The 25,733-nt window shown below is 41.7% G+C and carries 16 protein-coding genes; 8 read left to right on the top strand and 8 right to left on the bottom strand.

Annotated elements, in window-relative coordinates:
* Positions 1-27: 27 nt before the first annotated feature.
* Entirely contained in the window at positions 28-3,216 is a 3,189-nt protein-coding gene (locus tag ACHSBP_RS15150; protein WP_100914388.1) for an amidohydrolase family protein, read from the bottom strand.
* Between the two features lie 220 nt (positions 3,217-3,436).
* On the opposite strand from ACHSBP_RS15150, the gene ACHSBP_RS15145 reads away from it, so the two are divergent.
* On the top strand, positions 3,437-4,249 hold the full coding sequence (locus ACHSBP_RS15145; protein WP_395389483.1) for a class I SAM-dependent methyltransferase: 813 nt from the start codon (positions 3,437-3,439) through the stop codon (positions 4,247-4,249).
* A 41-nt stretch (positions 4,250-4,290) separates the two neighbouring features.
* Here ACHSBP_RS15145 and ACHSBP_RS15140 read toward each other — a convergent pair whose 3' ends face one another.
* On the bottom strand, positions 4,291-6,537 hold the full coding sequence (locus tag ACHSBP_RS15140; protein WP_395389481.1) for a TonB-dependent receptor domain-containing protein: 2,247 nt from the start codon (positions 6,535-6,537) through the stop codon (positions 4,291-4,293).
* A 364-nt stretch (positions 6,538-6,901) separates the two neighbouring features.
* On the opposite strand from ACHSBP_RS15140, the gene glmU reads away from it, so the two are divergent.
* A complete protein-coding gene (gene glmU / locus ACHSBP_RS15135; protein ID WP_395389478.1) occupies positions 6,902-8,263 on the top strand; it encodes a bifunctional UDP-N-acetylglucosamine diphosphorylase/glucosamine-1-phosphate N-acetyltransferase GlmU in 1,362 nt (453 codons plus the stop codon).
* A gap of 23 nt (positions 8,264-8,286) precedes the next feature.
* Here glmU and ACHSBP_RS15130 read toward each other — a convergent pair whose 3' ends face one another.
* Positions 8,287-8,970: a hypothetical protein gene (locus ACHSBP_RS15130; protein WP_138631666.1), complete on the bottom strand. Its 684-nt coding sequence runs from the start codon at positions 8,968-8,970 to the stop codon at positions 8,287-8,289.
* Positions 8,971-9,170: 200 nt separating this feature from the next.
* Here ACHSBP_RS15130 and ACHSBP_RS15125 point away from each other — a divergent pair, with 200 nt between their 5' ends.
* Both ACHSBP_RS15125 and glmS read left to right on the top strand, forming a co-directional pair.
* The gene (locus ACHSBP_RS15125; RefSeq protein WP_105173103.1) at positions 9,171-9,935 is read left to right on the top strand and encodes a DeoR/GlpR family DNA-binding transcription regulator; all 765 of its coding nucleotides are present in this window, start codon (positions 9,171-9,173) and stop codon (positions 9,933-9,935) included.
* 74 nt (positions 9,936-10,009) lie between these two features.
* Entirely contained in the window at positions 10,010-11,833 is a 1,824-nt protein-coding gene (gene glmS / locus ACHSBP_RS15120; RefSeq protein WP_395389475.1) for a glutamine--fructose-6-phosphate transaminase (isomerizing), read from the top strand.
* Positions 11,834-11,892: 59 nt separating this feature from the next.
* Here the strand turns inward: glmS and ACHSBP_RS15115 are convergent, their stop codons facing one another.
* The 4 genes from ACHSBP_RS15115 to ACHSBP_RS15100 form a co-directional block, all read right to left on the bottom strand.
* Entirely contained in the window at positions 11,893-13,590 is a 1,698-nt protein-coding gene (locus tag ACHSBP_RS15115; protein WP_395389472.1) for an alkaline phosphatase D family protein, read from the bottom strand.
* A gap of 209 nt (positions 13,591-13,799) precedes the next feature.
* On the bottom strand, positions 13,800-14,594 hold the full coding sequence (locus ACHSBP_RS15110; protein ID WP_395389470.1) for a DUF4824 family protein: 795 nt from the start codon (positions 14,592-14,594) through the stop codon (positions 13,800-13,802).
* Entirely contained in the window at positions 14,591-15,670 is a 1,080-nt protein-coding gene (locus ACHSBP_RS15105) for a DUF2157 domain-containing protein (protein WP_395389468.1), read from the bottom strand. Before ACHSBP_RS15105 ends, ACHSBP_RS15110 begins: the two co-directional genes overlap by 4 nt.
* 171 nt (positions 15,671-15,841) lie before the next feature.
* Positions 15,842-16,768 (bottom strand): endonuclease/exonuclease/phosphatase family protein, encoded by a 927-nt coding sequence (locus ACHSBP_RS15100; protein WP_395389466.1) that lies wholly within the window; start codon positions 16,766-16,768, stop codon positions 15,842-15,844.
* Positions 16,769-16,954: 186 nt separating this feature from the next.
* On the opposite strand from ACHSBP_RS15100, the gene ACHSBP_RS15095 reads away from it, so the two are divergent.
* The 4 genes from ACHSBP_RS15095 to ACHSBP_RS15080 all read left to right on the top strand — a co-directional run bounded on the left by ACHSBP_RS15095 (position 16,955) and on the right by ACHSBP_RS15080 (position 22,836).
* Complete coding sequence (locus ACHSBP_RS15095; RefSeq protein WP_395389464.1) at positions 16,955-17,806, top strand: D-hexose-6-phosphate mutarotase; 852 nt, start codon at positions 16,955-16,957, stop codon at positions 17,804-17,806.
* Between the two features lie 91 nt (positions 17,807-17,897).
* Positions 17,898-18,422 carry a PH domain-containing protein gene (locus ACHSBP_RS15090; protein WP_100914401.1) on the top strand — a complete coding sequence of 175 codons (525 nt, stop codon included), beginning with the start codon at positions 17,898-17,900 and terminating at the stop codon, positions 18,420-18,422.
* A complete protein-coding gene (locus ACHSBP_RS15085) occupies positions 18,415-19,923 on the top strand; it encodes a PH domain-containing protein (RefSeq protein ID WP_395389462.1) in 1,509 nt (502 codons plus the stop codon). The genes ACHSBP_RS15090 and ACHSBP_RS15085 overlap by 8 nt, the downstream gene beginning before the upstream one ends.
* A gap of 96 nt (positions 19,924-20,019) precedes the next feature.
* Complete coding sequence (locus ACHSBP_RS15080) at positions 20,020-22,836, top strand: TolB family protein (protein ID WP_395389460.1); 2,817 nt, start codon at positions 20,020-20,022, stop codon at positions 22,834-22,836.
* A 52-nt stretch (positions 22,837-22,888) separates the two neighbouring features.
* On the opposite strand, the gene ACHSBP_RS15075 is transcribed toward ACHSBP_RS15080, so the two are convergent.
* Positions 22,889-25,648, bottom strand: a complete 2,760-nt coding sequence (locus ACHSBP_RS15075; protein ID WP_395389458.1) for a PKD domain-containing protein — start codon at positions 25,646-25,648, stop codon at positions 22,889-22,891.
* Positions 25,649-25,733 lie beyond the last annotated feature (85 nt).

The raw sequence follows: 25,733 nt of genomic DNA, 5'->3' as shown, positions 1-25,733 counted from the left end.
TTAACCTGAAATCAGATTACGTAAAGCTTATTCTTCAAAATACAACTTTTCGCGTTTTTTCTTACCTACTTCATTCATCGTTGCGGTATCGAATAAACGACCGTTAATCATAGTGTGCGTTACTTTATCAGTATCGCGAATATTTTCTAACGGGTTGCCATCGATCACCATTAAGTCGGCAAGCTTACCTACTTCAAGTGAACCGATGTGTTTATCTAAACCAAAGTGCGTTGCAGGGTCGATAGTTGCAGTGCGGATCACCTCAAGTGGTGCCATGCCACCTTGCGCGAACATCCACATTTCCCAGTGTGCCGCTAAGCCTTCACGTTGACCGTGAGCACCAATGTTTACTAGTACATCTAAGTCTTGTAATTCTTTCGAAACACGGGCGTTATTCACGTGATTATAATGATGATCAGGCGCTTTAACGCGGCGCATAGAGCGCGGTAGAAGCTTGTTCTTAGGTACGTATTTCGACAGAATTGGATGCGACCACACATCTGTTTTATCGTACCAGTAGTTTTCACCCCAAATACCACCATAGGCAACACCTAACGTTGGTGTATAACCTACTTTAGTTTGGCTCCACAGCTGCTTAATATCATCATAAATATTCGCCACTGGTAGTGAGTGCTCAACACCCGTGTGGCCATCCACCACCATGGTTAAGTTATGCTGCAGTAATGAGCCGCCTTCTGGCACTACCATCATGCCTAGTTCACGTGCAGCTTGCACAACTTGTTGACGCTGATTACGACGAGGCTGGTTGTACGATTTAACACTAATCGCACCCACTTTTTGTAGACGCTCAATATGGAATTTCGCATCGTCTAGGCTATCAACATGACTTGTGTAACCAGGCATGTTCGCACCATATAAAATCGTACCAGTTGAGAAAATACGCGGCGCGACAATTTTACCGGCTTTTTGCATTTCGCTGGCTGCGAATACTTCAGTTGTGTCATTTGATGGATCGTGAATTGTCGTTACACCAAATGCCAAGCCTGCTAGGTTTTCCCAGTTTTGCTGAGGAATAATTTCATTTGAACCTTGCGAACCGTGCGCGTGTGCATCAACAAGACCCGGCATAATGGTTTTGCCGTTCATCTCAATAATTAATGCATCACTTGGTACGTTCACATCTGCCACAGAGCCAACCGCTTTAATGTGCTTACCATCCGTTACGATTACGCCATTTTCAATGACTTCATCACCTTTCATGGTAATGATGCGTGCGCCAGTCAGTGCAATTACACCTTTTGGTGCATCCATTTTTTGTTTAAAGCCAATGTTTTGGCCGTTTTCAACTTTAAACGACTTTGACTCATCTTTGGCAATATCAAACACACCGTTTAAGTCAGCATGGTAAAGCTCTGGACCTAGCGACCAGTAAAGCTTATCAGCTGACGTATTCCAGCTAATGTTTTCACCAGCGCGAACGGATAACTGCTCAACCGGGAACTGACTATCTTTCGGACCGATATTAATGGTTTTGCCGCGCTCCACAAATGGCGTCACAAATACTTTAAAACGCTCAGCAAACGCTAAGTACTTGCCATCCGGCGATACACGGAATTCAGTCGCATGTTTTGCTTCGTATAGTTTGCGCTCTTTTTTGCTGGCTAGTTCAACCACAGAAAGCGATGGTTTTGGCCATGCTTGCATTACATAAATACGGTCGTTCTCAGCACCAAATTGCGGTTGAATGCCATGCTTGGTAATAAATTCTTCGTCACCGCCACGGCTGCTTACAGCATAGATACCCGGTTTTACCGAGTAACTTGGATCTAGAATCGCACCGCCTTTAATTTTACGGTACACCACAGTATCGCCATCTGGACTAAAGGTTGGTTCAACGTATTTACCTTTAGTTTCAACAATGTCCTTGCCGCGGCCTGAACGTGCTGACACCACACGAATAGTGCCCTGCTCGTTATCATCCCAAGTTACGTACACTATCTTCTTACCATCGCGAGAAAACGACGGGAAGAACTCAAAGTGGTCGCTTTGTTTAGTTAAGCGTCTTACTTTACCCGACTCTAAATCACGCTTGTAAATATGACCCATAGCTTCAAAAATCGCAGTTTCACCATCTGGCGAAACTTGCACATTGCGTAGCATTTTTACGTCAAATTCTTTGGTATCAAGATTTTGTGCAACACGTAATGCCGTTTGTAGCTTTTTGCTAGTTTCCACTTCAAAAGGAATGTCGCTTACTTTCTTGCTTTCAACATCCAGCTTGTGAAGTTTACCGCCCGCCCAGAAGATCAGCTCTTCATTGTCAGGGGTCCAAGCGATGGTCGTATAAACACCGTGAATTGCCCATGTTTCCTGCATATCACGCTCAAGCGCACCATATAGCTTTGTGTGTTCCCCCGTAGCAAAGTCATATACATAAAGGCTTGATTGGAAATCATCACGTTTTACGTAAGCAAGCTTTTTGCCATCAGGTGATGGTGTTGGGCGAATTGCGCCACCCATGCCTTCAATAATGGTTTCAATTTCACCAGTTTCACGGTCATAGCGTTTAATTTTATAAATGCCCGCAACTGAATCTTTTGAGTAGTGAAACGTTTTACCTGGTGTCGCGTCTTGTGAGAAATAAACATAGCGACCATCAGGTGAAAATGCTGGTTCACCTAAATCTTTTTGGTCATTTGCACGCTTAGTTAGCTGTACACCTTTGCCGCCTGCTTTGTGGTAAAGCCATACTTCACCAGCGCCAAGTGAACGTGTGCCCGTAAAGTGTTTACGCGCAGCGATAAAGTCACCATCAGGGCTCCATACAGGGCTATTTAATAAACGGAATGTTTCGTTGGTTACCGCAACTTGGTTTGAACCATCAATGTTCATTAGCCAAATATTGTCGCCGCCACCTTGGTCTGACGTAAACGCGATTTTTTTGCCATCTGGGCTAAAACGCGGCTGCATTTGCCAAGGAATATCTGACGTTAGCTTAGTTGCTTTACCGCCTGAAATTGGCATTGTGTAAATATCACCAAGTAGATCAAATGCCAGTGTTTTTCCATCTGGGCTTACATCTACGTTCATCCAAGTACCTTGTTGCACTTTGATGTTGGCATCTAAAAATTCACCTTGTGGCGCTTCAACTTGCCACTCTTTTTTCTCTTCTTTTTTCGCTTCTTCTGCGCCTGCCTGTGAGCACAACGCTAAGCTCACTGCCATCGCAAGTGAGGTCTTTAATATTTGCTTCATCTCGGAGTCTTCTAGTTGTCACGTTTATTCTGTAACGAATTGAAACAAAATCGTGATTAATTAGCTAGTTTGCTTGAGTTAAAACCACCTAAAAAATCGATTAAAAATTTAGCAGTTGGCTAAATAGAAATATTTTGCAACAAGTTACAACGCAAAATGCTTAAACAATCAACAGTTTTATGTTTAGCTTGTACCGATAATTTACCTTTAGGGACTAAACATGAAAACCTTACTTAACCTAGCGATTAGTGCAGCAATTGCGACCGCATCTATCACTGTCGCACATGCGACAACGCTACAAGACACAGTAAAAAGCGAATTACGCAGCGATAAAAATAAAGCACGTGATGAATTTCGTAACCCACAACAAACGCTAAATTTCTTTGGTTTAAGCAAAGATATGAATGTGGTAGAAATTTGGCCAGGCGGCGGTTGGTACACCGAAATTATTGCGCCTATGGTAGCTGAAAAAGGTAAATTTGTTGCAGCGCATTTTCCGTCAGGTACAGATATTGGTTACTTCAATAAACATTTACCCAAGTATCAGGCAAAAATTAAAAACACACCGGCACTCAGCAAAACTGAAATCACCGAATTTCACCCTAAATTTAGCCCAGAATTGGCCCCTGCTGGCAGTGCCGACATGGTGCTAACTTTCCGTAACTTACATAATTTTTATATGACTAGCGACGAGATGATGCAATCAACACTTGATGCTGCATTTAAAGCGCTTAAACCTGGCGGTGTGTTAGGTGTCGTTGATCATAAATTACCTGAAAACCTAGACACAGAAGCCTTTCGCCAATCGGGTTACATTAAACAAAGTGTAGTTGAAGCTGCCGCTAAAAAAGCAGGCTTTAAATTAGTTGCCAGTTCGGGCGTGAATGCCAACCCGCTTGATCAAGCACAGTACGAAAAAGGCGTATGGACATTACCACCAACACTTGCACTAGGTGATAAAGACAAAGCTAAGTACCTTGCTATTGGTGAAAGTAACCGTTTCACGCTTAAGTTTGTAAAACCTAAGCTATAAACAGATAAGTAAAACAGGCACAGTGTGCCTGCTTTTTTATATTAGAATTGATAACTTACCGTAATTTTGTAGTTACGTCCTAGTTCACCTGCATCTGTTGCATTACTGGCTGGTGCACGTAAATAGCGTTCGTTGGTAATATTATCCACCCCTACAACAACGCCTACCCCTGAAAGCACACCTTCGCCTTGATAGCTCGCATTTAAATTATAAAGTTGGTATGAATCAGTGCCCCAACCTCGGTCTAAATAGGCTTCTTGCAAGCGTTTTTGCTCAGCATATGCAAGCATCTGCACACCCACATTCAGGCTATCAAGCACTTGATAATTTAGATTAAGCGTGAGTTTATCTGCAGGTGCTTCTGTGTAGGCTTGTTTGTCATTTTCAATGGTACCTAAAAAGAAGTTAGGTACGCCGTACGCATCCATTTCAATTGTGGAATACCCTAAATACGCATCAAATTTACTAAGCGAGTAATGCAGCTCTAATTCAACACCGCTGCTTTCAAGTTTGCCGATATTCTTCGCGCTGTAATCTCGGTGCGTGGCAACCGGCACACCATTGCTAGGGTTAGGGCCAGGTGAACCTAACTGCTTATTGCCATTTTCGTCAACGTAATACATAAACGGTACGTTATCGATAAAGTTTTCGATATCGTTATTGAAATACATAGCTTTAACAGTGAACACATCGGCAAAAGCAACGTTAGACCAATCTAAGCCAAAGCCCACTTCAATATTTTCTGATAGCTCTGGCTTTAAGTCAGGCTGCGGTTCTTGATAGCAAATTTTGCCGCCAATGTGGCAGCGCCACTCATCTTTTTTATACAGTTCTTGTACTGAAGGTGCGCGAAATGCCTCTGCATATTTGGCATAAAAATTAAGGAAATCAGTCGCTTTATAGGTTATACCTAATTCACTAGATAACTCGCCGCTATCGCTATTATCGTAGTCATCAAATGTGTTACTACTGCGATCGAAGACATCATAGCGCAACCCCGCTGTGGTCAGTAATGTATCGTTTAAAAAGCTGGCTTGGTCAATTGCCGCAAATGAGAAATTAGTTGAATCACTTTTACCGTAGAACGTTGAGCTGACACCTTCTTCAAACTCATTTTGTTCAAATTCTTCGTATTCAAAATTGAACTCAAGCGCTAATTTGTGATTAATCACGCCTTCAAATTCAGATAAGTTAGCAATCCTTAAGCCTGTGCGTGTGTTGCTGCCATCGCTTAATTTATCGAACGCTATTTTATTACCACGATTTACAATGTACCCCATGGTTACTTCATCGTAACTTTTCTTTGAGAACACCGCCTGCACATCTAAATCGATAAGCGGTGAGGTTGGCTGATAGGTATAACTACTCATTAATTCAATGTAGTCATTTTTATAGTCTTCAGACAATGTAGGATAACGCAGTGCTAAATCTAAACGCTGCCCATAAGGCTGATTAAGCGATTCGGTTTCACTCCAATCTAATTTGGTTTGTAAACTATGATCTGGTGCAAAATACCACGTGTTTTTAATTGTTGCGTTGGTTCTAGCTGAGTCATTACTGATTTTTTCCAACTTGGCTAACTCGCCAACTTCGTCGCCTTTATCGTCGCTTGGTACAACATCAATATCTGAAAATTCAACATAAGAGGCATGCAAAACCGTGTCTGTTTGCGCAGTTAATGCAAATAAAGAACCGCTAAAACTATTCGAGTCAGACACAGATTGGTGCATTACCTGAGCGCGAGCGCCAAAACCTTCTTCACCATTTAAGTAATCGCTTGCATCTTTAGTGACCAAACGAATACTACCACCTACTGCGCCAGAACCTACGGTTAACGAATCTGCGCCACGCAGTACCTGAACTTGCTTTAATTGGGCTGGATCTATACCTAAGCTATTAATAGTTGCAATATTGCTGCCGCCATCTGATTCTGTTTTGCGTTTCACATTATCAATTGATACAAAAATACGTTCGCCATATAAACCACGAATCGCTGGTTGACCTGAAAGTGGCGTTACACTGCCAGCCATATCAACACCCGGTAACTCTTTCAAAATATTGCTTAGTTCAGCTTCTTGGTTACGCTTAATGTGTTCGTCGTTAACTTGTGAGATTGATGCCGCGGCATCATGCTTTGCTACTGTTAGCTTGTGACCAAATACTGAAATCGTTTCAATATCTTGCTCACCTGCTGATTTTTCATTGTTATTTTGGGATTGTGCATTAAACGCTGTGGTAGATAAGCCTAAAATAATGGCTGTTGAAACTAGCGTACGAGAGAAGTTCATTTACATTTTCCTTAACGATAATTATTCGCACTCGCATTAAGGTTAAAGTATATGCTCTAGGCTTTCAATATCTAAGATTACTAAAAAAACATTTAAAATCAGTATTTAACAAAAGATTAATAAGTATTTAATTAAAAAAGAACTGGTGAAATTAAGACAATAATACGATTTTATACTGAGTTTTATTATTACGCTTACACTGTTTTAACTAATTGCAATGCAGGTTAAAATATCCGCCGTTTTTACAATTCAGTATGATTTAGGTACTCATGTTTAAACGTGAGTTTAATCGGCACAGGGAGTGGGTTTATTTAACGCTAACCATATTGGATTGTTATCGATGTGAAAAAAGGAAATTAATTTAATGGCATTAACCACTGTTATTCTTGCTGCGGGTAAAGGTACTCGTATGCGTTCAAAACTACCAAAAGTCCTACACCCTGTTGCAAATAAACCTATGGTGCAACACGTTATTGATAACGCATTATCGCTTGGCGCTAAAACCACAAATTTAGTGTATGGCCATGGTGGTGAATTACTTCAAGAACACCTAGCACACAACGATGTGAACTGGGTTTTACAAGCAGAACAATTAGGTACTGGTCATGCGGTTGCACAAGCGAAAGAGCATATTGCCAATGACGATACCGTATTAATCCTATACGGTGATGTACCACTTACAAAAAAATCAACATTAGAAGCACTGCTTGAGGTAACACCAAGTAAAGGCCTCGCTATTTTAACCGTCAACTTAGATGATCCGTCGGGCTATGGCCGCATTGAGCGTAAAAATGGCAATATTGTGGGTATTGTTGAGCAAAAAGATGCCAACCCAGACCAACTAAAAATCACTGAAATCAACTCAGGTATTATGGCGGTTAACGGCGGTTTGTTACGTGATTGGCTCGGCCGCTTATCAAATAACAATGCGCAAGGCGAATATTACCTAACAGATATTGTTGCTATGGCGCACGCTGATGGCGTTGAAATTACCTCTGCCCAACCAAGCGATTTAATGGAAGTTGAAGGTGCTAATAATCGCGTGCAGCTAGCTGCATTAGAGCGCGCTTATCAAGCGTGGCAAGCTGAAGATTTAATGCTAAATGGCGCAAGCTTGGCTGATCCTGCGCGTATTGATGTACGCGGTGAAGTCACCACAGGTCAAGACGTACAAATTGATGTTAACGTAGTATTTGAAGGCAAAGTAGTACTTGGTGACGATGTTGTTATTGGCCCGAACTGCGTGCTAAAAGACTGCGAAATTGGCGATGGCGTGGTGATTAAAGCTAACTCTATTGTTGAAGAGGCAAAAGTTGCTGCTAAATGTACACTTGGCCCATTTGCACGCCTTCGTCCAGGTGCCATTATGGAAGAAGACTCGCACATTGGTAACTTTGTCGAAATGAAAAAGACCCGCTTAGGCAAAGGCTCTAAAGCGAATCATTTAACGTACCTTGGCGATACGGAAGTAGGCGAAAAAGTGAATATTGGCGCCGGCACCATTACCTGTAATTACGATGGTGTAAATAAATCTAAAACCATTATAGGCGATAACGCGTTTATTGGCTCAAACAGCTCGCTGGTAGCGCCTGTTGAAATTGGTCAAACAGCCACAATTGGCGCAGGCTCAGTTGTTACAGCTAATGTTGCAGAGCAGCAACTAGCGGTATCACGTGCAAAGCAACGCAACATTGATGGTTGGCAGCGCCCTGTTAAGAAAAGCTAACAGCAACACTATTGAAAAAGCCGCTATTTAGCGGCTTTTTTTGTTTCTACGGATGTGGTTTTTACAATTGGTTTTGATTCAACAATTGCTGGACACACTTCAACTTCTTGCGTATCACCTTTGCCATTACTGATATAACAGTTTTCGAGTATTGAGCAGTAACAAACCTCAGCTTTTACTTTAAAGCGTTTTTTATCAAGAATCTGCCAAAATTTCTCGTTGTACTTGGTTTTTTCAAGCGCTAAAAGACTAATTGAGCCTCCCGGTGGCACAAGTGCGTTTTGCGCAAACGAGGTGGTGATCCAACCAAATTCTCTAAAGAAATTAACCTTCGGGGACTTTTTTTGCAGTTCTTGCAGCGCCGTTTCATAGGCCTTAATGTCAAAACAACATGCAGTGATAAAGTCATAAACATCGTAATACTCTTTACCTTGGTAGGTATACTTCAAATATTTAACAAGAGCAGGCCCTGCGCCAGAGTTTTTTAAGGTAAAGGTAATCTCTTGGCTGCGTTTTTCCATATTCGCATTACCAGAAACAAACTGCATCCAAGGCCAAGTTGCCGCTTTTACCTGCTTTTCTGCCGCATTGGCTTGTAAAAAAGTGGCATAAAATGAGGCTGCTGAAATAATAATGGCGCATAGCGCCAAAAATAGATTCACCTTATCTTGCGAAAAGTGAAGTTTGGATTGCTTTTTTTCCTTCATAGCATCTTGTTGTTTTTATTAACGCTTTACGCACTATAAATAAATCATTAAGCAACTACAACAAAGCCATATTGGCAATTGTTACTAGATGTTCAGCAATAATCTTCAACGAACCACATAACGGCCATAAAATAAGCGCTTGCGATCTGTTAAGTTTCAATTAAAATACTGTATCTTTCGAAACGAAATTTATTAGAAAAATGACGAAACGTAACACCCAACAAAGGCGCCATACTATTTTGCAGCAAGTTAATGAACTTGGTGAGGTCAGTGTAGAACAACTCGCTGAGCAGTTTGCAACGTCAGAAGTTACGATTCGAAAAGATCTTACCGCACTTGAACAAAGCGGCCTGCTGTTGCGCCGTTATGGTGGTGCAATGGCATTACCACAAGAGATCGTTGCAAATAGCGACGAAAAGCTCGATCCAATTCGCAAAATGCAAATAGCAAAAGCCGCAGCAGATCTAATTAAAGATCATAACCGCATTATTATTGATAGCGGTCGTACCACCGCGGCAATGATCCCAGAGCTTTCACACAAGCGTGGTTTAGTAGTTATGACCAACGCCATAAATGTAGCTAACCGATTGCTTTCATTAGAAAATGAGCCAACTTTATTAATGCCTGGTGGCACCTGGGATCCACACTCTGAATCTTTTCAGGGACAAGTTGCCGAGCAAGTTGTGCGCTCATACGACTTCGATCAACTATTTATTGGTGCCGATGGCATTGATATTGATAGAGGTACTACTACATTCAATGAATTGATCGGTTTGAGTCGCGTTATGGCTGATTCAGCAAGAGAAGTAATTGTGCTTGTTGAATCAAACAAAATTGGTAAGAAGATACCGAATTTAGAAATACCGTGGCAGCAAGTAAATTATTTAGTAACGGATGATGGCTTAGACGACAACACTAAGCAGGCAATTGAACAACATCAGGTTACTGTTATTTGCGCCAAATAACGCATTTGCAGGTTCCGACAACAAACCTGTAACCCATTTAACGCTCACATACCGTGCAATTTAAGGAGATTATTATGTGTGGCATTGTTGGCGCTGTGGCAGAACGCCCAGTTAACCGAATTTTAATTGAAGGCCTAAAGCGCCTTGAATACCGTGGCTACGACTCAGCAGGTGTAGCATTAGGCAACAACGACAAAACACTTAACACTGTAAAAGCAGTTGGCAAAGTTGCTAATCTCGATGCAGCACTTACTGATGCAGATGTAAAAGGCACAACAGGAATTGCGCATACTCGCTGGGCAACCCATGGTAGCGTGACTGAAGCCAACGCTCACCCACACATTTCGAGTCAGCAGCTTGCGCTTGTGCACAACGGTATTATTGAAAACCACGAAAAATTGCGCACACAACTGCGTGGTGATGGTTACGAGTTTTTATCAGACACCGATACAGAAGTAATGGTGCATAAAATCCACCAGCTTCGTCAAAGTCATGACTCGTTACTAGCATCTGTACAAGCAGCGGTAAAAGAGTTTGAAGGTGCTTACGGCACGGTCGTTTTCGATAAAGAAAACTCAAATGAAATTATTGTGGCTCGCTCTGGTAGCCCACTTGTGATTGGCTTAGGCTTAGGCGAAAACTTTATTGCTTCTGACCAATTAGCGTTACTACCTGTAACACGCAGCTTTATCTTTTTAGAAGAAGGCGACGTTGCCCGTATTACTCGTGATTCAGTTGAAATCTTCGACATCGATGGCAACGCTGTTGAACGCGATGTAGTTGAATCTAACATCACACAAGATGCCTCAGGCAAAGGCGAATACCGCCACTATATGCTCAAAGAAATCTACGAGCAGCCTGTTGCGGTTCGCAATACGCTAGAAGCGCGTATTGATGGCGATAAAGTTGCAGTTGACGCATTTGGCGATATAGCATCGGATATTTTCAAGCAAGTTAAGCATGTGCAGATTATTGCCTGCGGTACCTCATACCACTCAGGTATGGTTGCACGCTACTGGTTAGAGCAGTATGCCGGTGTTAGCTGTAACGTTGAAATTGCTTCTGAATTCCGCTATCGCAAATCGTTTGTTCATGAAAACAGCCTACTTGTAACCATTTCACAATCAGGTGAAACAGCCGATACCTTAGCTGCACTTCGCTTAGCTAAAGAGCAAGGTTACATGAGCTCAATGACGATTTGTAATGTGCCTGGCAGCTCGCTAGTGCGCGAATCAGATATTGCGTTTATGACGAAAGCAGGTGCTGAAATTGGCGTTGCATCAACAAAAGCCTTTACCACTCAGCTTGTTGGCTTACTTATGCTCGTTGCATCAATTGCCCAAGAAAAAGGCCTTGAGCATGCTGAAATTGTTAACGCTATTAAAACGTTACCAAACAAGCTTGAAGAGTCACTGTCTCTTGCTGAAGGCATTGAAGACCTAGCAGAAGAGTTTGCAGATAAACATCACGCACTTTTCTTAGGCCGCGGCGATCAGTATCCAATCGCAATGGAAGGTGCACTTAAGCTAAAAGAAATCTCATATATTCACGCCGAAGCGTATGCAGCAGGTGAGTTAAAGCATGGTCCATTGGCACTGATTGATGCCGATATGCCAATCATTGTTGTTGCACCTAATAACGAGCTACTGGAAAAGCTAAAATCAAACGTTGAAGAAGTACGTGCACGCGGCGGTATTATTTATGTATTCGCAGATAAAGCATCTGAATTTGTCTCAGATGACACAATGCGTGTTATTAACGTCAATCAAGTTGACGATGTACTGGCACCAATTGTGTACACCATTCCACTGCAATTACTGTCTTACTATGTAGCGGTAATTAAAGGTACCGATGTAGACCAACCACGTAACCTGGCAAAATCAGTTACAGTTGAGTAAGCATTTTTACATTTAGAAAGGCGCATTAGCGCCTTTTTTGTTACCACTTTTATGCAGTATTAAAACGTCACAATTGTAGAAACGGCTTCTTCTTTGGCTGTTTGAATTGACAGTTTTATTTCTCGATTTTGCCAATCGATATCAAGCATGCCGTAGTTGCTGCCTGACTTATTAATCAAATGACGATTACCCGTTGTTAGCGAGCTAATATTGTTACTCACAACGCCAACTTTACCGGTTGGAATTACAGCGCCGCTTGGTGCGCAGTTACCCCAAGCGCCTTCAATGCCTTTTCCGTTTTCATCCACTTCGGTATAGCACCAAGGTTTGTCGTGATCACGTGTAATACACCCTTGGTATTCAACCAGCGCATATTTGTAAGGTAATTTACATTGTTTTGAATAGTCACCGTTGCCTTGCAAATCGGCATAAATCGGCAAGCGTAGCGGGTTTTCAATATGATACGGCCAATTTTGACCAAAGCCTGATGCCGTCACTTCGTATACGGTAACGGGTGCACCAAATTCTGTACTGGCTGGTATCTCTTTTTGTAACAATTCACCCCAGTGCTGATCGCCCGATAAGAAAATCACCGCTTTCGTCTTGCCTGAATTTACCGACTTTTGCACAAGCCTTAATAACTTTTCTCGCTGAGCGGGCATTTCAGCCCATGATTCGTAACTAGTGCCAGACATCGCTTCTTCATTCAAATTGGCAATAGCTTGATTAAACTGGTTGCCATTTCCGTAAGCACAGTAGCTATTTAAGCTTCTTCCTTTGTGAAGCGGTGGTAATACTTGAATACCGCTGGCAATAATTTTAATTTCGCTCGGCTTATTGAGCTCAGCTTCAAGCCACTGCCATTGTTGTTCGCCCAAGATAGTGCTGTTATCACCTTCGCAGGTGCCATAGTTACTAAAAGTAGGAGAACGGAAATATCGCGCATCAAGTGTGATCACATGAGTTTGCTCACCACTTGGTCCGAGCAATTTAGCTTCGTAAATACCTGCTTGACCATTAAGTCTCGGATCCGATGCTTCAACATCAAAGTGACGTAAATATTCTTGCTGGCTTTCTGCACGTTTTTGATAATATTTACCATCATTGTTGCGCCCAAAATCATGATCATCCCATGTTGCCATAACTGGAATGTTGGCTTTTAAAAACTGCTGATAATCAAGGTTGCGCTTTTTATCATCGTATTTCTGACGCATTAAGGCCATGTTTGTGGTATCGGCATAAATGTTATCGCCTAACCATAAAAATAGGTCAGGTTGATGACCTATCAAACGCGCTAATGCTGCTGGCATATCCCCTTTGGTTTTAAAGCAGCTACCTAATGCTACTCTGTCTAAACGCTTGCTTTGCTGTGGTTGTGTATGAGTTAACAGCGGTTCAGGCGCTGGCGCGTCACATTCTTCCCAGTCACCTTCAGCAACATAACACCATGGCGATGAATGATTGCGAGTGGTACAGCCATAGAATTTTTCACCTTGATAACTAGACGGTGCTAAACACGTTTTACCTGAAACGGCTTTAAACTCAGGAATAGACTCAGTACGCACATTGCCCCAACTATCACCGTCTTTCGATGTTTTTAAATAACACCACTGGCTACCGCTATTATTTTTGTCGGTTGTACCTTGGTATTTTGCCAGCGCATAGTCAAAGGCAGTTTTACATTCTTGATAATGAACTTCGGGTGCTGCAAATAGTGCGCTAGGCAGCAATAAGCTTAATAGAATTACTCTTTTCATTGTTATATTTTCTCAGTTGTGAATTGGCGCATCCGATGCGTAATAGTCCCTTGAGAAAATATACCGTTCCGATATTGAGAACTGACTACAGTTAAGTGTCACATTTGCGGCAAGAAAATGACAATAAACATGTGGCTGCCGTAACTTTGCAGCCGCACTGTATTTTGCGCTTTGATCAAGCTATTAGATATACGCTTTAAAACTGTGTATTAGTTCATCTGTATATCTAAAATCCAAGGCTCCAAACGTTTGCCCCAATTAACCGTCACGCTATAGTCTGGCTTTGTTTGTCCTCGTGATGTTTTTAGGTTTGCCAAAGTTTCTACGAAATGAGCAGGTACATTAATTCTGTTCACCAATAGCGCACGCAAATGCAAAGAGTGATCTTTGCTGTAATCATTAAAATAGGGTTTTGCATTTCCTTTTACGATAACGATATTGCTTTGCGCTGCATACTTAGTTGCAAGTGTTTTATAGTCTTGTGCCGCTTCTAAAAAGAACAAACGACTATTGCGATGCAACTCTTGTTGATATGCCTCAGAGGCTCGCTCTTTGGCGTATTTGAGCTGTTCATCATTAGTATCCAACTCAAAACGAGCAAGCGCTTTTTCATAATAACTCTGCGCATTTGCTAATGACTTTTGATATTGCTCGCCATTGTATTCAAGCGCAAAAAATAACGTACGTTCCTGCGCCCAGCCATCTTCAGAGACTTCAAGTTCAGTAAACCCTAACGCTATTAACTGCTGCTTGGTCAGGTTTATACTGCGGTTGTTGTAATAAGCGAGCTCATCTTTTTTGTTTGCCAATGCACGCCAAGAAATTGAAAGCCCTACGCCCGAGTTTTCTTTTTCAAAACCAGATAAGTATGGCAAGCGCGCTTCTCGTTCAGATAAAACTAGCTGAGCCGTTGGCTCACCAGAGCGATTATAAAAAACACCACCTAAAATAAAAATATTGGTAAAAACAATTAACGCGATACCGCAAATTAAGTATTTTTTCATGCGCTTGCCCTCGTGTGTTTGGCTAACTTACGAATTCGCTTAAATACCAATAATGCAAGCAGCGCACATAACCCAAGCACAAAGAAAAATAGATACTTAGGCATCCAATCCCACCACCAATCAAAGAACTTGGTGTAAAGAAACAGCACAAAAAATACATTGCCAGTTTGCACAACGCCCGACCACTCTTTACGAATTCCAAGCCAAATCGCCGCAACACTTAACGCAAACCCAGCAACTTGATACACGCCTTCAACAAGGTCATCATCATAATTGAAATAACTTACGCCACCCCAGTTTGACAAAATAAGCACAACTAAAAACAGTATGATCAGAGACAAAATACGATACATTGCAGCAAAGCCACTAAATGCACGCTGATTGATAAAATGCGGGACTAAAAACAGTAATATACTCGGCACAATAAAGTTTTCAGGGCGCTCACCAAAACTGATCCAATACATGCCACTCCATGCGCCCACCTTCATTGCAATAAAGCTGCACACATTCACAATTGCAAAAAACAGCAATACTCGCGCGTTAACAGCATACGCCAAAATAAAGGCGAGTCCGGCCCAAATCAAAAACGCATTAGGCGACGGGGTTAAATTAAAAATCTGCCCAAGCAGCATTACGTTAAGTACGAACCCCGCAAACGCAACTAAACCCGCTATTTTGGCAAAATAACCGTGGGATTCATTTTCAGCTAACTTTATCGCACCACAGAACAATGCAATGGGCGTAGTAACCAAGATACCCACTTGCACACTTGTGCTTAAGTAGCCCCAAAATTGATAAAACAAAAAGAATAAACTCACTGCCATTGCCAAAGCACCAAACAGCGAAGCGATTTTCATACCTAATGTTAGGTGCTTAGACTGAGCTGTCGTATCAACGTCAAATTGCTTGGCTAACTGGGTGAGAAGCTGCTGATGATACTGAGAAACAGCCTGTTGCTGATCAACTGGCAAAGTGATCACGCCAGCATGTTGTAATTGTGCCAGTTCAGATTCAAAGGCGTGTATCTGATCCACCCTCTGCTGAGCATCCGCTTGATTTAGTTGAGATTCATCCATGTAAAAGCCCAATCACGTTATGTACGTATTATATTGGCTCAACTGGTAGCTAAAAAACAAGCAATATAGTACCAATTTGATATTAGCTTGGGTGTACAGGTTTATTTATATGCGAAGAGTAGAGAAAGGTTAGAAAGAAAAGAAAGCGCACTATCGTGCGCTTTCTTTAAACTATTTAATTGATAGCGTTAAACTTATTGGGCAGTGATCACTTAACATATCTTTGTAATCTAGCTCGCCTTGCTTACCAAACGCGTCTACTTTTTGAGAGCCATCAACAATCCACTGAGTTGAAATTGGGCCGGTAATAATGTGATCGATTGGTGCTTTGTATTTAGGGTGGCAACTTTTTAAGTTTTGCATACTGCTTAACAAAATACGTTCGCCGTCTTCTTTGCTTAGCTCTTGCCAAAAACGATTATCTTGATCAACCAAGCGGTGATTAAAATCACCCAGTACAACAAACGCTTGCTTGTTTTCAACCCGCTCGTTAACCCACTTTTCTAAAATAGGCCCTTGCTGCTGATAAGTAGTACAGGCTTTTTTAGTATCTTTACGATAGTCGCTAACAAAGCAACCGCTTTTCATATGCACATTCAGTAGTTCTAGCTGGCCATTATTAAGACTAATTGAGGTACCGTAGCGTAACCCTGGGTTATCAAGGGCAAGTGTTTTAAAGTCATCTTGAGCGATGAAGTTAATACCTTTTTTAACAACAAATGCAGTGCGCTGCGGCGTTGAAAACAAACCATCGTGACCACGGCACTCATACGCCTCGTTATCGGCACGACTTGAAACCACATACTGCCACTGTGATTCAGGGAAAACGCGCTTAAGCGCTTTTTCTGACTGCACTTCTTGCAGTGCGACTATGTCAGCATTTAAGGTTGCGGCATAACTTGCAAGCGCTTGGTAATCAGCTTGGCTACGTGGCTTACAGCCTTTACCTACCTCGTCAGCTAAATGCTCAATATTCCAGCTCACTAATTTTAAATTAGCAGTATCACTTGCTACAACACTCGGCGATGACACCTGTTCTTGTTGCTGACAGCCTAGTAATGCTGCCACTGCTGCCAGTGCAATAAGAGATTTTTTCATGTGTGTGTTCATATTGTGAAAAAGAATTTCAGTATATCAAGGCAAATAACTAAATCACATGAAGTTTGCGATAAGATGACGTTAGTTTACCTAGAACTATATGAAATTTACTGATTTGCTAAATGATCACGCATTGGTTATCTTGTTTTCTGCATTAAATTAAGTTCCCTTTTACAAGGATGCCTTATGAATTTATCTCCTTCTGTTACCGTTAAGCATACTGATTCAGGACTAGAGTACCTATCAGTTGAATCGAGCTTTTGCAGCGCTAAAATTTTTCTCCAAGGCGCGCAACTTACCGAATTTACGCCAAAAGGCAAAAAGCCTTTAATTTGGGTATCGCAAGATGAAGACTATCAAGTCGGCAAAGGCGTTCGCGGTGGTATTCCTATTTGTTGGCCTTGGTTTGGCATGAGTGCTAATGACGGTTGGCCGCAACACGGATTTGCCCGCACTATGCTTTGGCGCGCAGAAGAAGTGATAGAAAACGACAATAATATTGTTGTGAGTTTTTCATTGCCGATGGGCCAAGTAAATCCAGAATACTGGCCACATCAATCGAGTTTAAAAGTCGTATTCACGCTGAGCGATAGTTTGCACATCGCGCTGGTAAACACGAATACTGGCAATGCGGCATTTGAGTTAACACAAGCACTGCATACCTATTTCCCTACCCCTGAAATTGAAAACACCACAGTCGATGGCCTGCAAGGTGCTAACTATATTGAGTTTGGTGAAGGCCCATTTGCACAAAATGACATTGTCAATTTTGCCCGTGAAACCGATATGGTTTATCAAAACACACCTTTGGTTCAAACCATTAATACGCCTGACGGTATTATTGAAGTTGGCCGTGAAAATTCAAGTTCGTGTGTGCTGTGGAATCCGTGGGTTGAAAAATCAAAGCGCCTTAGTAACTTTCGCGATGACGAGTTCCATACCATGCTGTGTTTAGAAGCCGCTAACGTGATGGATGACAAAGTGACACTGCAACCTGGCGAAAGCCATTCGTTAATTCATACTGTGCGCTGGCTTTAATCACGCTATATTGCCGAAAATCATAAAAACTCAGCATTTGCTGAGTTTTTTGCTTTAATAGGCAAAGATTATAAAAACAAAGAGACATCACGTGTTTAGCAACCATCAAATTTCCGAACAAACACTACCTGATTTTACCCAAGCAGACTTTAAACCTCTGGATAAACTGGCAAGCAAAGAAGCACTGATTGGCACCTTTGTATTTTTAATACCAGCAAGTATCGCTGTTGTGATCTTTCTTTATTTTTTATCGCCAGTTGAAAATATCATAACCGCATTGGTTGCAAGTGCATTAGTATTGATAAACTTATACGTCGCTTGGTTTACCAAGCGTAGCGTCGCAATGACATCTATCGCACTAAGAGAACACGATCTACTATTAAAACGCGGAGTGTTTTGGCAGCGCACCATCGCCATACCTTTTAATCGTGTTCAACATATTGAAACCCACCGTAATCCTATTGAACGCAAGCTAAAACTCGCCACGTTAAAATTGTTTACCGCTGGCGGTGCAGGCGCTGATCTCGAAATTCATGGTCTAAGCCAAGAGCGCGCCAGTAAACTAAGACAATTTATCTTGGCAAACACCGCAAGTGAGCGTCACGACGATGAGTAATAGCAATACAGCCACTTGGCAAAAGCTGTCGCCAATTGCGATTATTTATTTTGTGCTGCACTTTATCGTACGTTTTGTAAAAGACGGACTCATTAATATTGCGCCAGCCTTTGCTATTTGGGTCACCCAAGTTGAGAATAAACTGTTTTGGTTTGCTTCGGGTGCCAGCGTATTAGCATTGATTTTAGTGACTTACGCGACCCTTTATTACTTTAATTTTCGCTACAAAGTTACCGACCATGAAATTATTTTACGTAAAGGTGTATTTAAAAAAGAGCGCGTCACACTTAACTTTGCCAAAGTACAAAACGTTAATTTAGCAATACCATTTTATTTTTCACCATTTTCAGCCGTGAACTGTCACTTTGATGCTGCAGGCTCAGCCCAGCAAGAAGTTGTGTTACCGGGAGTATCGGATCGCTACGCAAATATGTTGCGCGACCAAATATTTAATTACCAAGCCAAGCCAGAGCAAACCGAGCAACAAGACGAATCGCTACAAGATGCGCAGTCGCCCGATTTAACATTAGCGAATTTTGAAGTGGCAAAGTTTGGCTTAATGTCTGGCATGATGTTTTTAGTATTGGCAGCACTTGCGCCTTTCACTGAGCAAATTACTGACTATATTAAACAAGACTTTGCCGCGCCGCTTACACAGTTTTTTAATAATCTTGTGACCAATAATGAATATGCCGAGATGGCCGCGGGTGCCACCATTATTCTAAGCGGTATTGCCTTGTTTGTATTCGCATCGGTACTGGGCGCAGTTATTCGCTTTTACAACTATGAACTTAGCTTAGAAAACAACAAAATAAAGCGTATTTCAGGATTATTTGAACGCCATCAAATGTCGCTAAGCGTTAGTAAAATTCAGTCAATTGAAGTCAAACAAAACTGGATTGCAAAGCTGCTGAAACGCTACACCATTAACTGCAAACAAATTAATAACAGCCATGCAAATACGGTAAAAAAAGGACAGTCGTTAATTGTGCCTGTACTGACAAAGAGCCAAGTGAACGATGTAATGAATTTATGCTGGGATAAACAGTTAGACATTACCAATGTGCCATTTCAGCCAATCGCCATTAACTACTTTTACAAGACTTTCGTGCTTTATTGGCTTCTGCCTATTTCCATCATTAGTGCCTTTTTGTTTAAACCACTACTTGATGGCGCGTGGCCAGTATTAATTGCACCATTATTACTGGGTGTGGTTTTGAGCTTTTTACGCTACAAGCGCTTTGGCTTTTACTTTGACGGAGAGCAAGTATTCACGCGAAAAGGGCTGATTGGCGTAAGTTATAAAGTGTTTAAAGGCTTTAAAATTCAACAAATCGCTACTACACAAACACCACCTATGCGCAAACAACAGCTTAGTTCATTGCGCTTTCAGTTAGCGAGTGGTGGCATTAGCGTGCCCTATTTACCACAAAGTGATGTAAATGACGTTATGAACAGGCTAGTGCTGCTGGCAGAAACATCGAAAAAGCGCTGGATGTAACCATCAATAATTAAGATTAACCGCTTATCACTATTATTTTTTTTAGTTTTATGCGTGCAGTAAGCTAGCTCGCATAAAATTAAAGGAACAAATAATATGAAAAAGTCGCTACTCTCATTGATGGTTGCCGCAAGCTTTGCAACCTCAGCCAACGATAACTGGCAAACCATTGAAACTGAAAACTTTAAAGTTCATTTCCCGAAAGCTTACCAAAGCTGGGCTACATCAGCTGCCAACGAGCTCGAGGTTGTTCGCGAAAAAGTAAAAGAGCAGCAAAATCGTGTATTAGAAAAACAAGTTGATGTAATTGTTTTCGACCCTTATAACCAGTCAAACGGTTTTGCTATTCCAAGCAGTGTTGACCCTATGATGGCATTTTTTGCCACACCACCGCAGTCAGATACGGTTATTTCAAATAGTTCGGGCTGGCAGCAACTACTCGTATTGCATGAATACGTACACTTAGTGCATTTAGCACAGCCAACACGCAGTGAGTGGCGCCAAAAGCTACGTAACTTCTCAAGTGCCTATGATATTGCTCACAACCCGACTCCGCGCTGGGCAGCTGAAGGCTATGCAACACTGCTTGAATCGCAAATGACTGGCCGCGGCCGTTTACACGATAACTATGTTGAATCGCTCATCACGCAATTTGCTAAAGAAGGAAGTTTGCCAAGTTATAGCCAGCTAAGCGAAGAGGATGGTGGCTATATGGCAGGTTCTATGGCGTATCTCGTTGGTGTGCGTTTTTTACAATGGCTTGAACATAACTACAGCAAAGAGCAATTAGATGCAGTATGGACACGTATGCAAGCGGTTAAAAAACGTGACTTCGATAGTGCATTTACCGGCGTATTTCTTGAAAAGCCAAGTAAATTGTATCGCCGCTTTGTTGCTGAATATACCCATAAAGCACTAACACAAGAAGCGAATCAAACCGCACTTAAAACGAAACGCTGGTTCGATCTCAGTTACATTCAAACAGCGCCGAGCCTGTCACCAGATGAAGACAAAATTGCCATTGTTAGTAAAGACAAAGAAGGCAATACCAAGCTCACAATTTATGCAACAGAAGAAAATGCTGACGCCATTAAAGAGTTTGAAGAAGCGCAAAAAGAGCTGCTAGAAGACGACGCAAAAGACATTGCAAATAGCAAACCCACCAGCTTTAAAAAAGAAACAAAAGAAACCCTTAACTCTATTAATCGCAAAGGTATTTTAAACCCAGTTTGGCGTGATAATAGTACCCTTGTATACGGTGCATTTAGCGTTGCTAACAACGAAATGAATACACTGCACCAAGATCTCTTTAGCTGGAACAGCGAGACTGGTGAGACCAAACAACTTACTCAGTTTGCTAATGTACGCCGCTTTACCTTAGCTGACAGCAATACTGCTTATGCCGAGCGTGTTGAATATGGCTACTCACAGCTGGTAAAAATTGATTTAACGTCGGGTGAAATGAGCGATTTAACCCAGCCATCACTACAAACAGTGTACGACTTCCCGCAATACCAAAATAACAAGCTGGCTTATCTTAAAACGGAGCTAAACCAAAATTGGGCGCTATGGGTAAAAGATTTAACATCAAATAACGATGTAAGTGTGCCAATGCCAAAGGGCTACCAATTTTTGTCATATCCTAAATGGTGCGAAAATGGCGAAAGTATTTACTATGTTGCAGGGGTAAATGGTCAAACTAATCTTTATCGTTATACCTTTGCATCAGATAAGTTAGAGCAGCTAAGCGCTGGGCAGCAAGTTATGCAATACCCAATGCCAAGCAAACAGCATGGTTTACTGTATTTAGCGGTTAATTCTGAAGGCCCTGATATTTACCAATTAAGTGACAATGCAAGTGTAACTGAAGTAACAGAGCGCGCATTATCACCAAAAGCCGCAACCGATAAAGCAGAGCAGCCAAGCTTACCGCCAGCTAAGATTTATCAGCAAACGCCTGGCGCACAGCGCGATTATTCTCCATCAAATCAAACAATGTCGTTTACACTTGCTGAGCAATACAATAGTGCCAGTACTGCACTGTTACACGTGGGTGTAAAAGGTAAAGATCTGCTCAATAAGTTGAGTTGGCAATTTGGTGGCGCAATCGACAATAAAAATGCTTTAAACGGTGCTTATTTAGACGTGAAATATCAACTCGATAAATGGCAATTTTTAGCACACGCATTTGATTATAAACTTAAAGCCGCAAATCAATATCAACACCCTGATGTCTTAGCTGCTGAGGAAGACGCTACCGGAGCCTATCTGCAGGCCAGTTACCCTTATCGCAACGGGGCATTTAAATTGAATAGTCATCTTGCTTATGGCTACAAAGATATTGGTGATAGCCATAACCAATGGCTTGCTCTCGGCGCGAATCAAATTTGGCAACGTGATTGGCAAACATTTGCGATTGGTCAAACTGCATCTGCACGTATCTACAGTGGTGATAGCTCACATGGCAGTTGGCAAGGCTTTGATGCAAACGTAGCGCTATTCGGTAAAGCTTGGAATATGCCACTTTACGTTGATTACCAAACAAAACAACGTGATGACATGCTAATGAATATTGGTGGCTTCGCGTCCAGTTTAATTAAGCCAGAAGCACAAGCTGATCGCTCACTCATTAATGAACTACCGTTTTATACCGCATTAAGTGATGATTATCAGCGCTTTGGGGCTGGGGTTGCGTTTAAGCAAAATACACCATGGCTTTATGTATCGCAGCATGAACTCAATAATAGCGAACTTGCCACTAGCTACGGAATTAAGTTAAATAGCCAATTCGACTTTGCCGTCGCACCTTCTGTATTAAATGATATTAATATTGATTTTGGCATTGCCAAAATTGAAGGCGATACCATTCAAGATGAGGTACGGGGCTGGATTGGTCTATGGTATAGCCTGTAACAACAGACTAGAAAAGTAAAAAGAGAGGCTTAGCTAAGCCTCTCTCTTTTAATTATTGTGCCGGCATTTCTGCCAATCCCCAACGCATATCTAACTGCTTTTTATCTGCGTCGGTACATGTGCCGCCCGTTTCATGCAAACAAATAGTCAAAGTATCTCGCTCAAACTGCTCAAGCGACATTTGCATTGATTTACCCGCTAACGTGAAATAAGCAATACCATTATCAAGATAGTAGGCAGTTTCTTCATAATCACCATTAGCGTAATTTATACTTAACGCATTGTTATATGCGCTGGCGTCTTCGCCTAACTGTGTTTGATCAAAGTGGTATTCGTTAACAGAGCCACTATTGAGATGCTCAACCAAATACAAGTTTTGCAACAAACCATACTCAAATTTGTCATAGCCCAATGTTTCTTTCTTCTCTAATTTAAGCAACGTACTTACACCATATGCGCGCGAGCCTGTATTAGTAAACCCAGAAACTGTTTGCATAACATGATAAGAGTTATCGTTTGCTGCAAACAAACGATAAGATTCTTGACGATTTAATCGACAACGACCACCATCGGTAGAGCGACATAATTCAAGCGTTTCGTTATCAAGATAGGTTTCTAGGTGTAGAACTCCATTTTCGTCCACTCGCGCGATATGACTGTCCATATCAACACCGTTACGGGCAATGTTATCTTGATAAATAATTAATTCATTCGTAACGGATACTCTATCAGCATATGTAAGTTTGTAATGGCCATAGACGTCGTTTAAATTAAACCCCGAATTAGTTTGCTGCTTAAACATCATGCCATTACGGGCAAATTGTTGACTGCCATTTGTTACATCAGCAACAAATGCATAGCCAAAATTGTTTTTGTAAACAATGTAATAAGTGAAACGTATTTCGCTGTCACCACTTCCCGAAATCAGCTCTAAGTTTCCATTACTTAGCTGCCATTTCACTGTATCACTATAAAAGTCGGAACTAGGTACCTCTATTGTCGCTGAGCCATCAGCCATTAACGTTGCAATCGCGGGCTCTGAGTAAACGGCATTCGGAGGAGTAAATACATCGTCAATCACCCAGACACCTGGAATATCCGCAGCCATTAATTTATCAACGTCTTGTTTATCTGTTAGTCCACCAAATTCTGATTGCTGATAGTACTCGGTTACCACATTGCCATTATCATCAACACGGCGGAATTCTTCGTTCATCATGCCATGTTTCGTTTTATCTCGCGAAAACACATTATAAAATTCAGAGGTAAGAATTTGCTCATCAACCACTTCTGGTCGGCCATCTACAGCATATAAGTCATTCCTTAGTGTAATCGGAGTGTTATAAACAAGTTTAAGATTACCGAGTTCATTTATCTGCCACGTAAGCCCTGTACTATTACCATTCTCCAGAACAATACTGCCTGTACCATTTGGGTTAAGTGTTAGGTGGCGCCCGACACTACGTGTAATAATAGTCGGCGAAAATACCAACTGCTTAGTGCTATCTATTTGGGGGAATTTCGCAATATCAGTAGTAAAAATTGCCTGCGCACTTTCAGATGCCTCAAGCGCATATACATCATGCATACGCGTTTCAAATTCTCGCACAATATTTTCATTTGTTAGTAACTGCTCCATCGTAGTAATACCTGTTGGTAAGGCAAAAGCGGACCCTGAATTTCCTCCTAACAGCATGTCAATCATAGTGGCTCGCAATGTGACAATTTCAAAACTGATATTTTCATAGTTAGCCGTTACATGTTCAGATGTTGTTAAACTATCTTTACTATCAAACATATAAAACAGGGCTGTAGAGAAGCTACTTACGTTAACCGCAAAATACTCGTCATCCGTTAACACATTATCGCTGCCAGCAAGTTGTTTAAGGTCGCCTAAAGTAACTAACTGCGCAACAAGATTAAACTCAGGAAAAAATACCGAATTACTGGGTGCTGATAACTTAACCAAATGCGCGTCATAGCTTTCATCGAGTTCAACGGGCAAGCTAAATTCACCATTACTATTTGTTGTTGCTGTTAATGTTTGATCACCAACCGTTAAATTTACGGCTGAATTAGCCCCCTTATTAACGCGGCCTTTCAAAGTAAATACTTGAGTTTGCGCACCTGCTTTTACTAGCAGCTGATGCTGTGCAGTCGCAACTGCGCCATCATCGTCGGTTACCATAACGGCAATAACAACTTGCTGATCTTCATCGATATCTGTTGTGGTGACTTTTACTTGTGCTTTATCGGTATCGCTTAACGTGACCCCTTCACCGCCAACTAGTTGCCATAAATAACTGACAATTTCGCCATCGTTATCACTGGCGGTGGCGGTAAGATTAAGCTCGCTCTGCTCATCGACTTCAGTAACCCCATTAATTACCACATTCGGCGCTTGGTTATTTACGTTATCGACAATTGTAAGTGTGTGTTCATCGCGCGCGGTGGCGCCATCATTATCGGTTACTGTAACGCTAATGGTGATTTGGGTATCACTATCTACGTCTGGCAACGTTAGATCGACAGAGGCTTGATCACTATTGTTTAAAGTAACGTTCTCACCCGATGTAATAGACCACGCATATTTGCTGATCGAGCCATCGCTATCGCTAGCCGCTGCATTGAGTGTAATAATACTCGCCTCCTGCGCGCTGTTGTCACCATTAATGGTTACAGACGGGACACGATTACCTTGATCGGGATTGGGTGATTTATCATCATTGGAAGAGCTGCCACAGCCAGATAAAAATATAGATAGAGCTGTACTGCAGGCTAGAAAACGAAAAGAGGGAGCTGTTAACTTCATTGAATATCCTTATTGCTGAGGAATCACAAACACCCAATGTTTATGGCCTGCATGTAATTCCTTTTACATGTTTAAAGGTATTTTC

Origin of the sequence: Pseudoalteromonas sp. XMcav1-K, assembly GCF_044005875.1 — a bacterium.
GTDB classification, from domain to species: Bacteria; Pseudomonadota; Gammaproteobacteria; order Enterobacterales; family Alteromonadaceae; genus Pseudoalteromonas; species Pseudoalteromonas spongiae.
The sequence above is the reverse complement of the archived record's forward strand: the minus strand, read 5'-3'. Positions and strand labels throughout refer to the sequence as shown.

Coding starts and splice junctions, on each gene's coding strand:
- ACHSBP_RS15110 (WP_395389470.1), bottom strand. CDS start 14,594: ATGAAAAAATACTTAATTTGCGGTATCGCGTTAATTGTTTTTACCAAT.
- ACHSBP_RS15080 (WP_395389460.1), top strand. CDS start 20,020: ATGAAAAAGTCGCTACTCTCATTGATGGTTGCCGCAAGCTTTGCAACC.
- ACHSBP_RS15125 (WP_105173103.1), top strand. CDS start 9,171: ATGACGAAACGTAACACCCAACAAAGGCGCCATACTATTTTGCAGCAA.
- ACHSBP_RS15150 (WP_100914388.1), bottom strand. CDS start 3,216: ATGAAGCAAATATTAAAGACCTCACTTGCGATGGCAGTGAGCTTAGCG.
- ACHSBP_RS15095 (WP_395389464.1), top strand. CDS start 16,955: ATGAATTTATCTCCTTCTGTTACCGTTAAGCATACTGATTCAGGACTA.
- ACHSBP_RS15105 (WP_395389468.1), bottom strand. CDS start 15,670: ATGGATGAATCTCAACTAAATCAAGCGGATGCTCAGCAGAGGGTGGAT.
- ACHSBP_RS15130 (WP_138631666.1), bottom strand. CDS start 8,970: ATGAAGGAAAAAAAGCAATCCAAACTTCACTTTTCGCAAGATAAGGTG.
- glmU (WP_395389478.1), top strand. CDS start 6,902: ATGGCATTAACCACTGTTATTCTTGCTGCGGGTAAAGGTACTCGTATG.
- ACHSBP_RS15085 (WP_395389462.1), top strand. CDS start 18,415: ATGAGTAATAGCAATACAGCCACTTGGCAAAAGCTGTCGCCAATTGCG.
- ACHSBP_RS15100 (WP_395389466.1), bottom strand. CDS start 16,768: ATGAAAAAATCTCTTATTGCACTGGCAGCAGTGGCAGCATTACTAGGC.
- ACHSBP_RS15075 (WP_395389458.1), bottom strand. CDS start 25,648: ATGAAGTTAACAGCTCCCTCTTTTCGTTTTCTAGCCTGCAGTACAGCT.
- ACHSBP_RS15115 (WP_395389472.1), bottom strand. CDS start 13,590: ATGAAAAGAGTAATTCTATTAAGCTTATTGCTGCCTAGCGCACTATTT.
- glmS (WP_395389475.1), top strand. CDS start 10,010: ATGTGTGGCATTGTTGGCGCTGTGGCAGAACGCCCAGTTAACCGAATT.
- ACHSBP_RS15145 (WP_395389483.1), top strand. CDS start 3,437: ATGAAAACCTTACTTAACCTAGCGATTAGTGCAGCAATTGCGACCGCA.
- ACHSBP_RS15140 (WP_395389481.1), bottom strand. CDS start 6,537: ATGAACTTCTCTCGTACGCTAGTTTCAACAGCCATTATTTTAGGCTTA.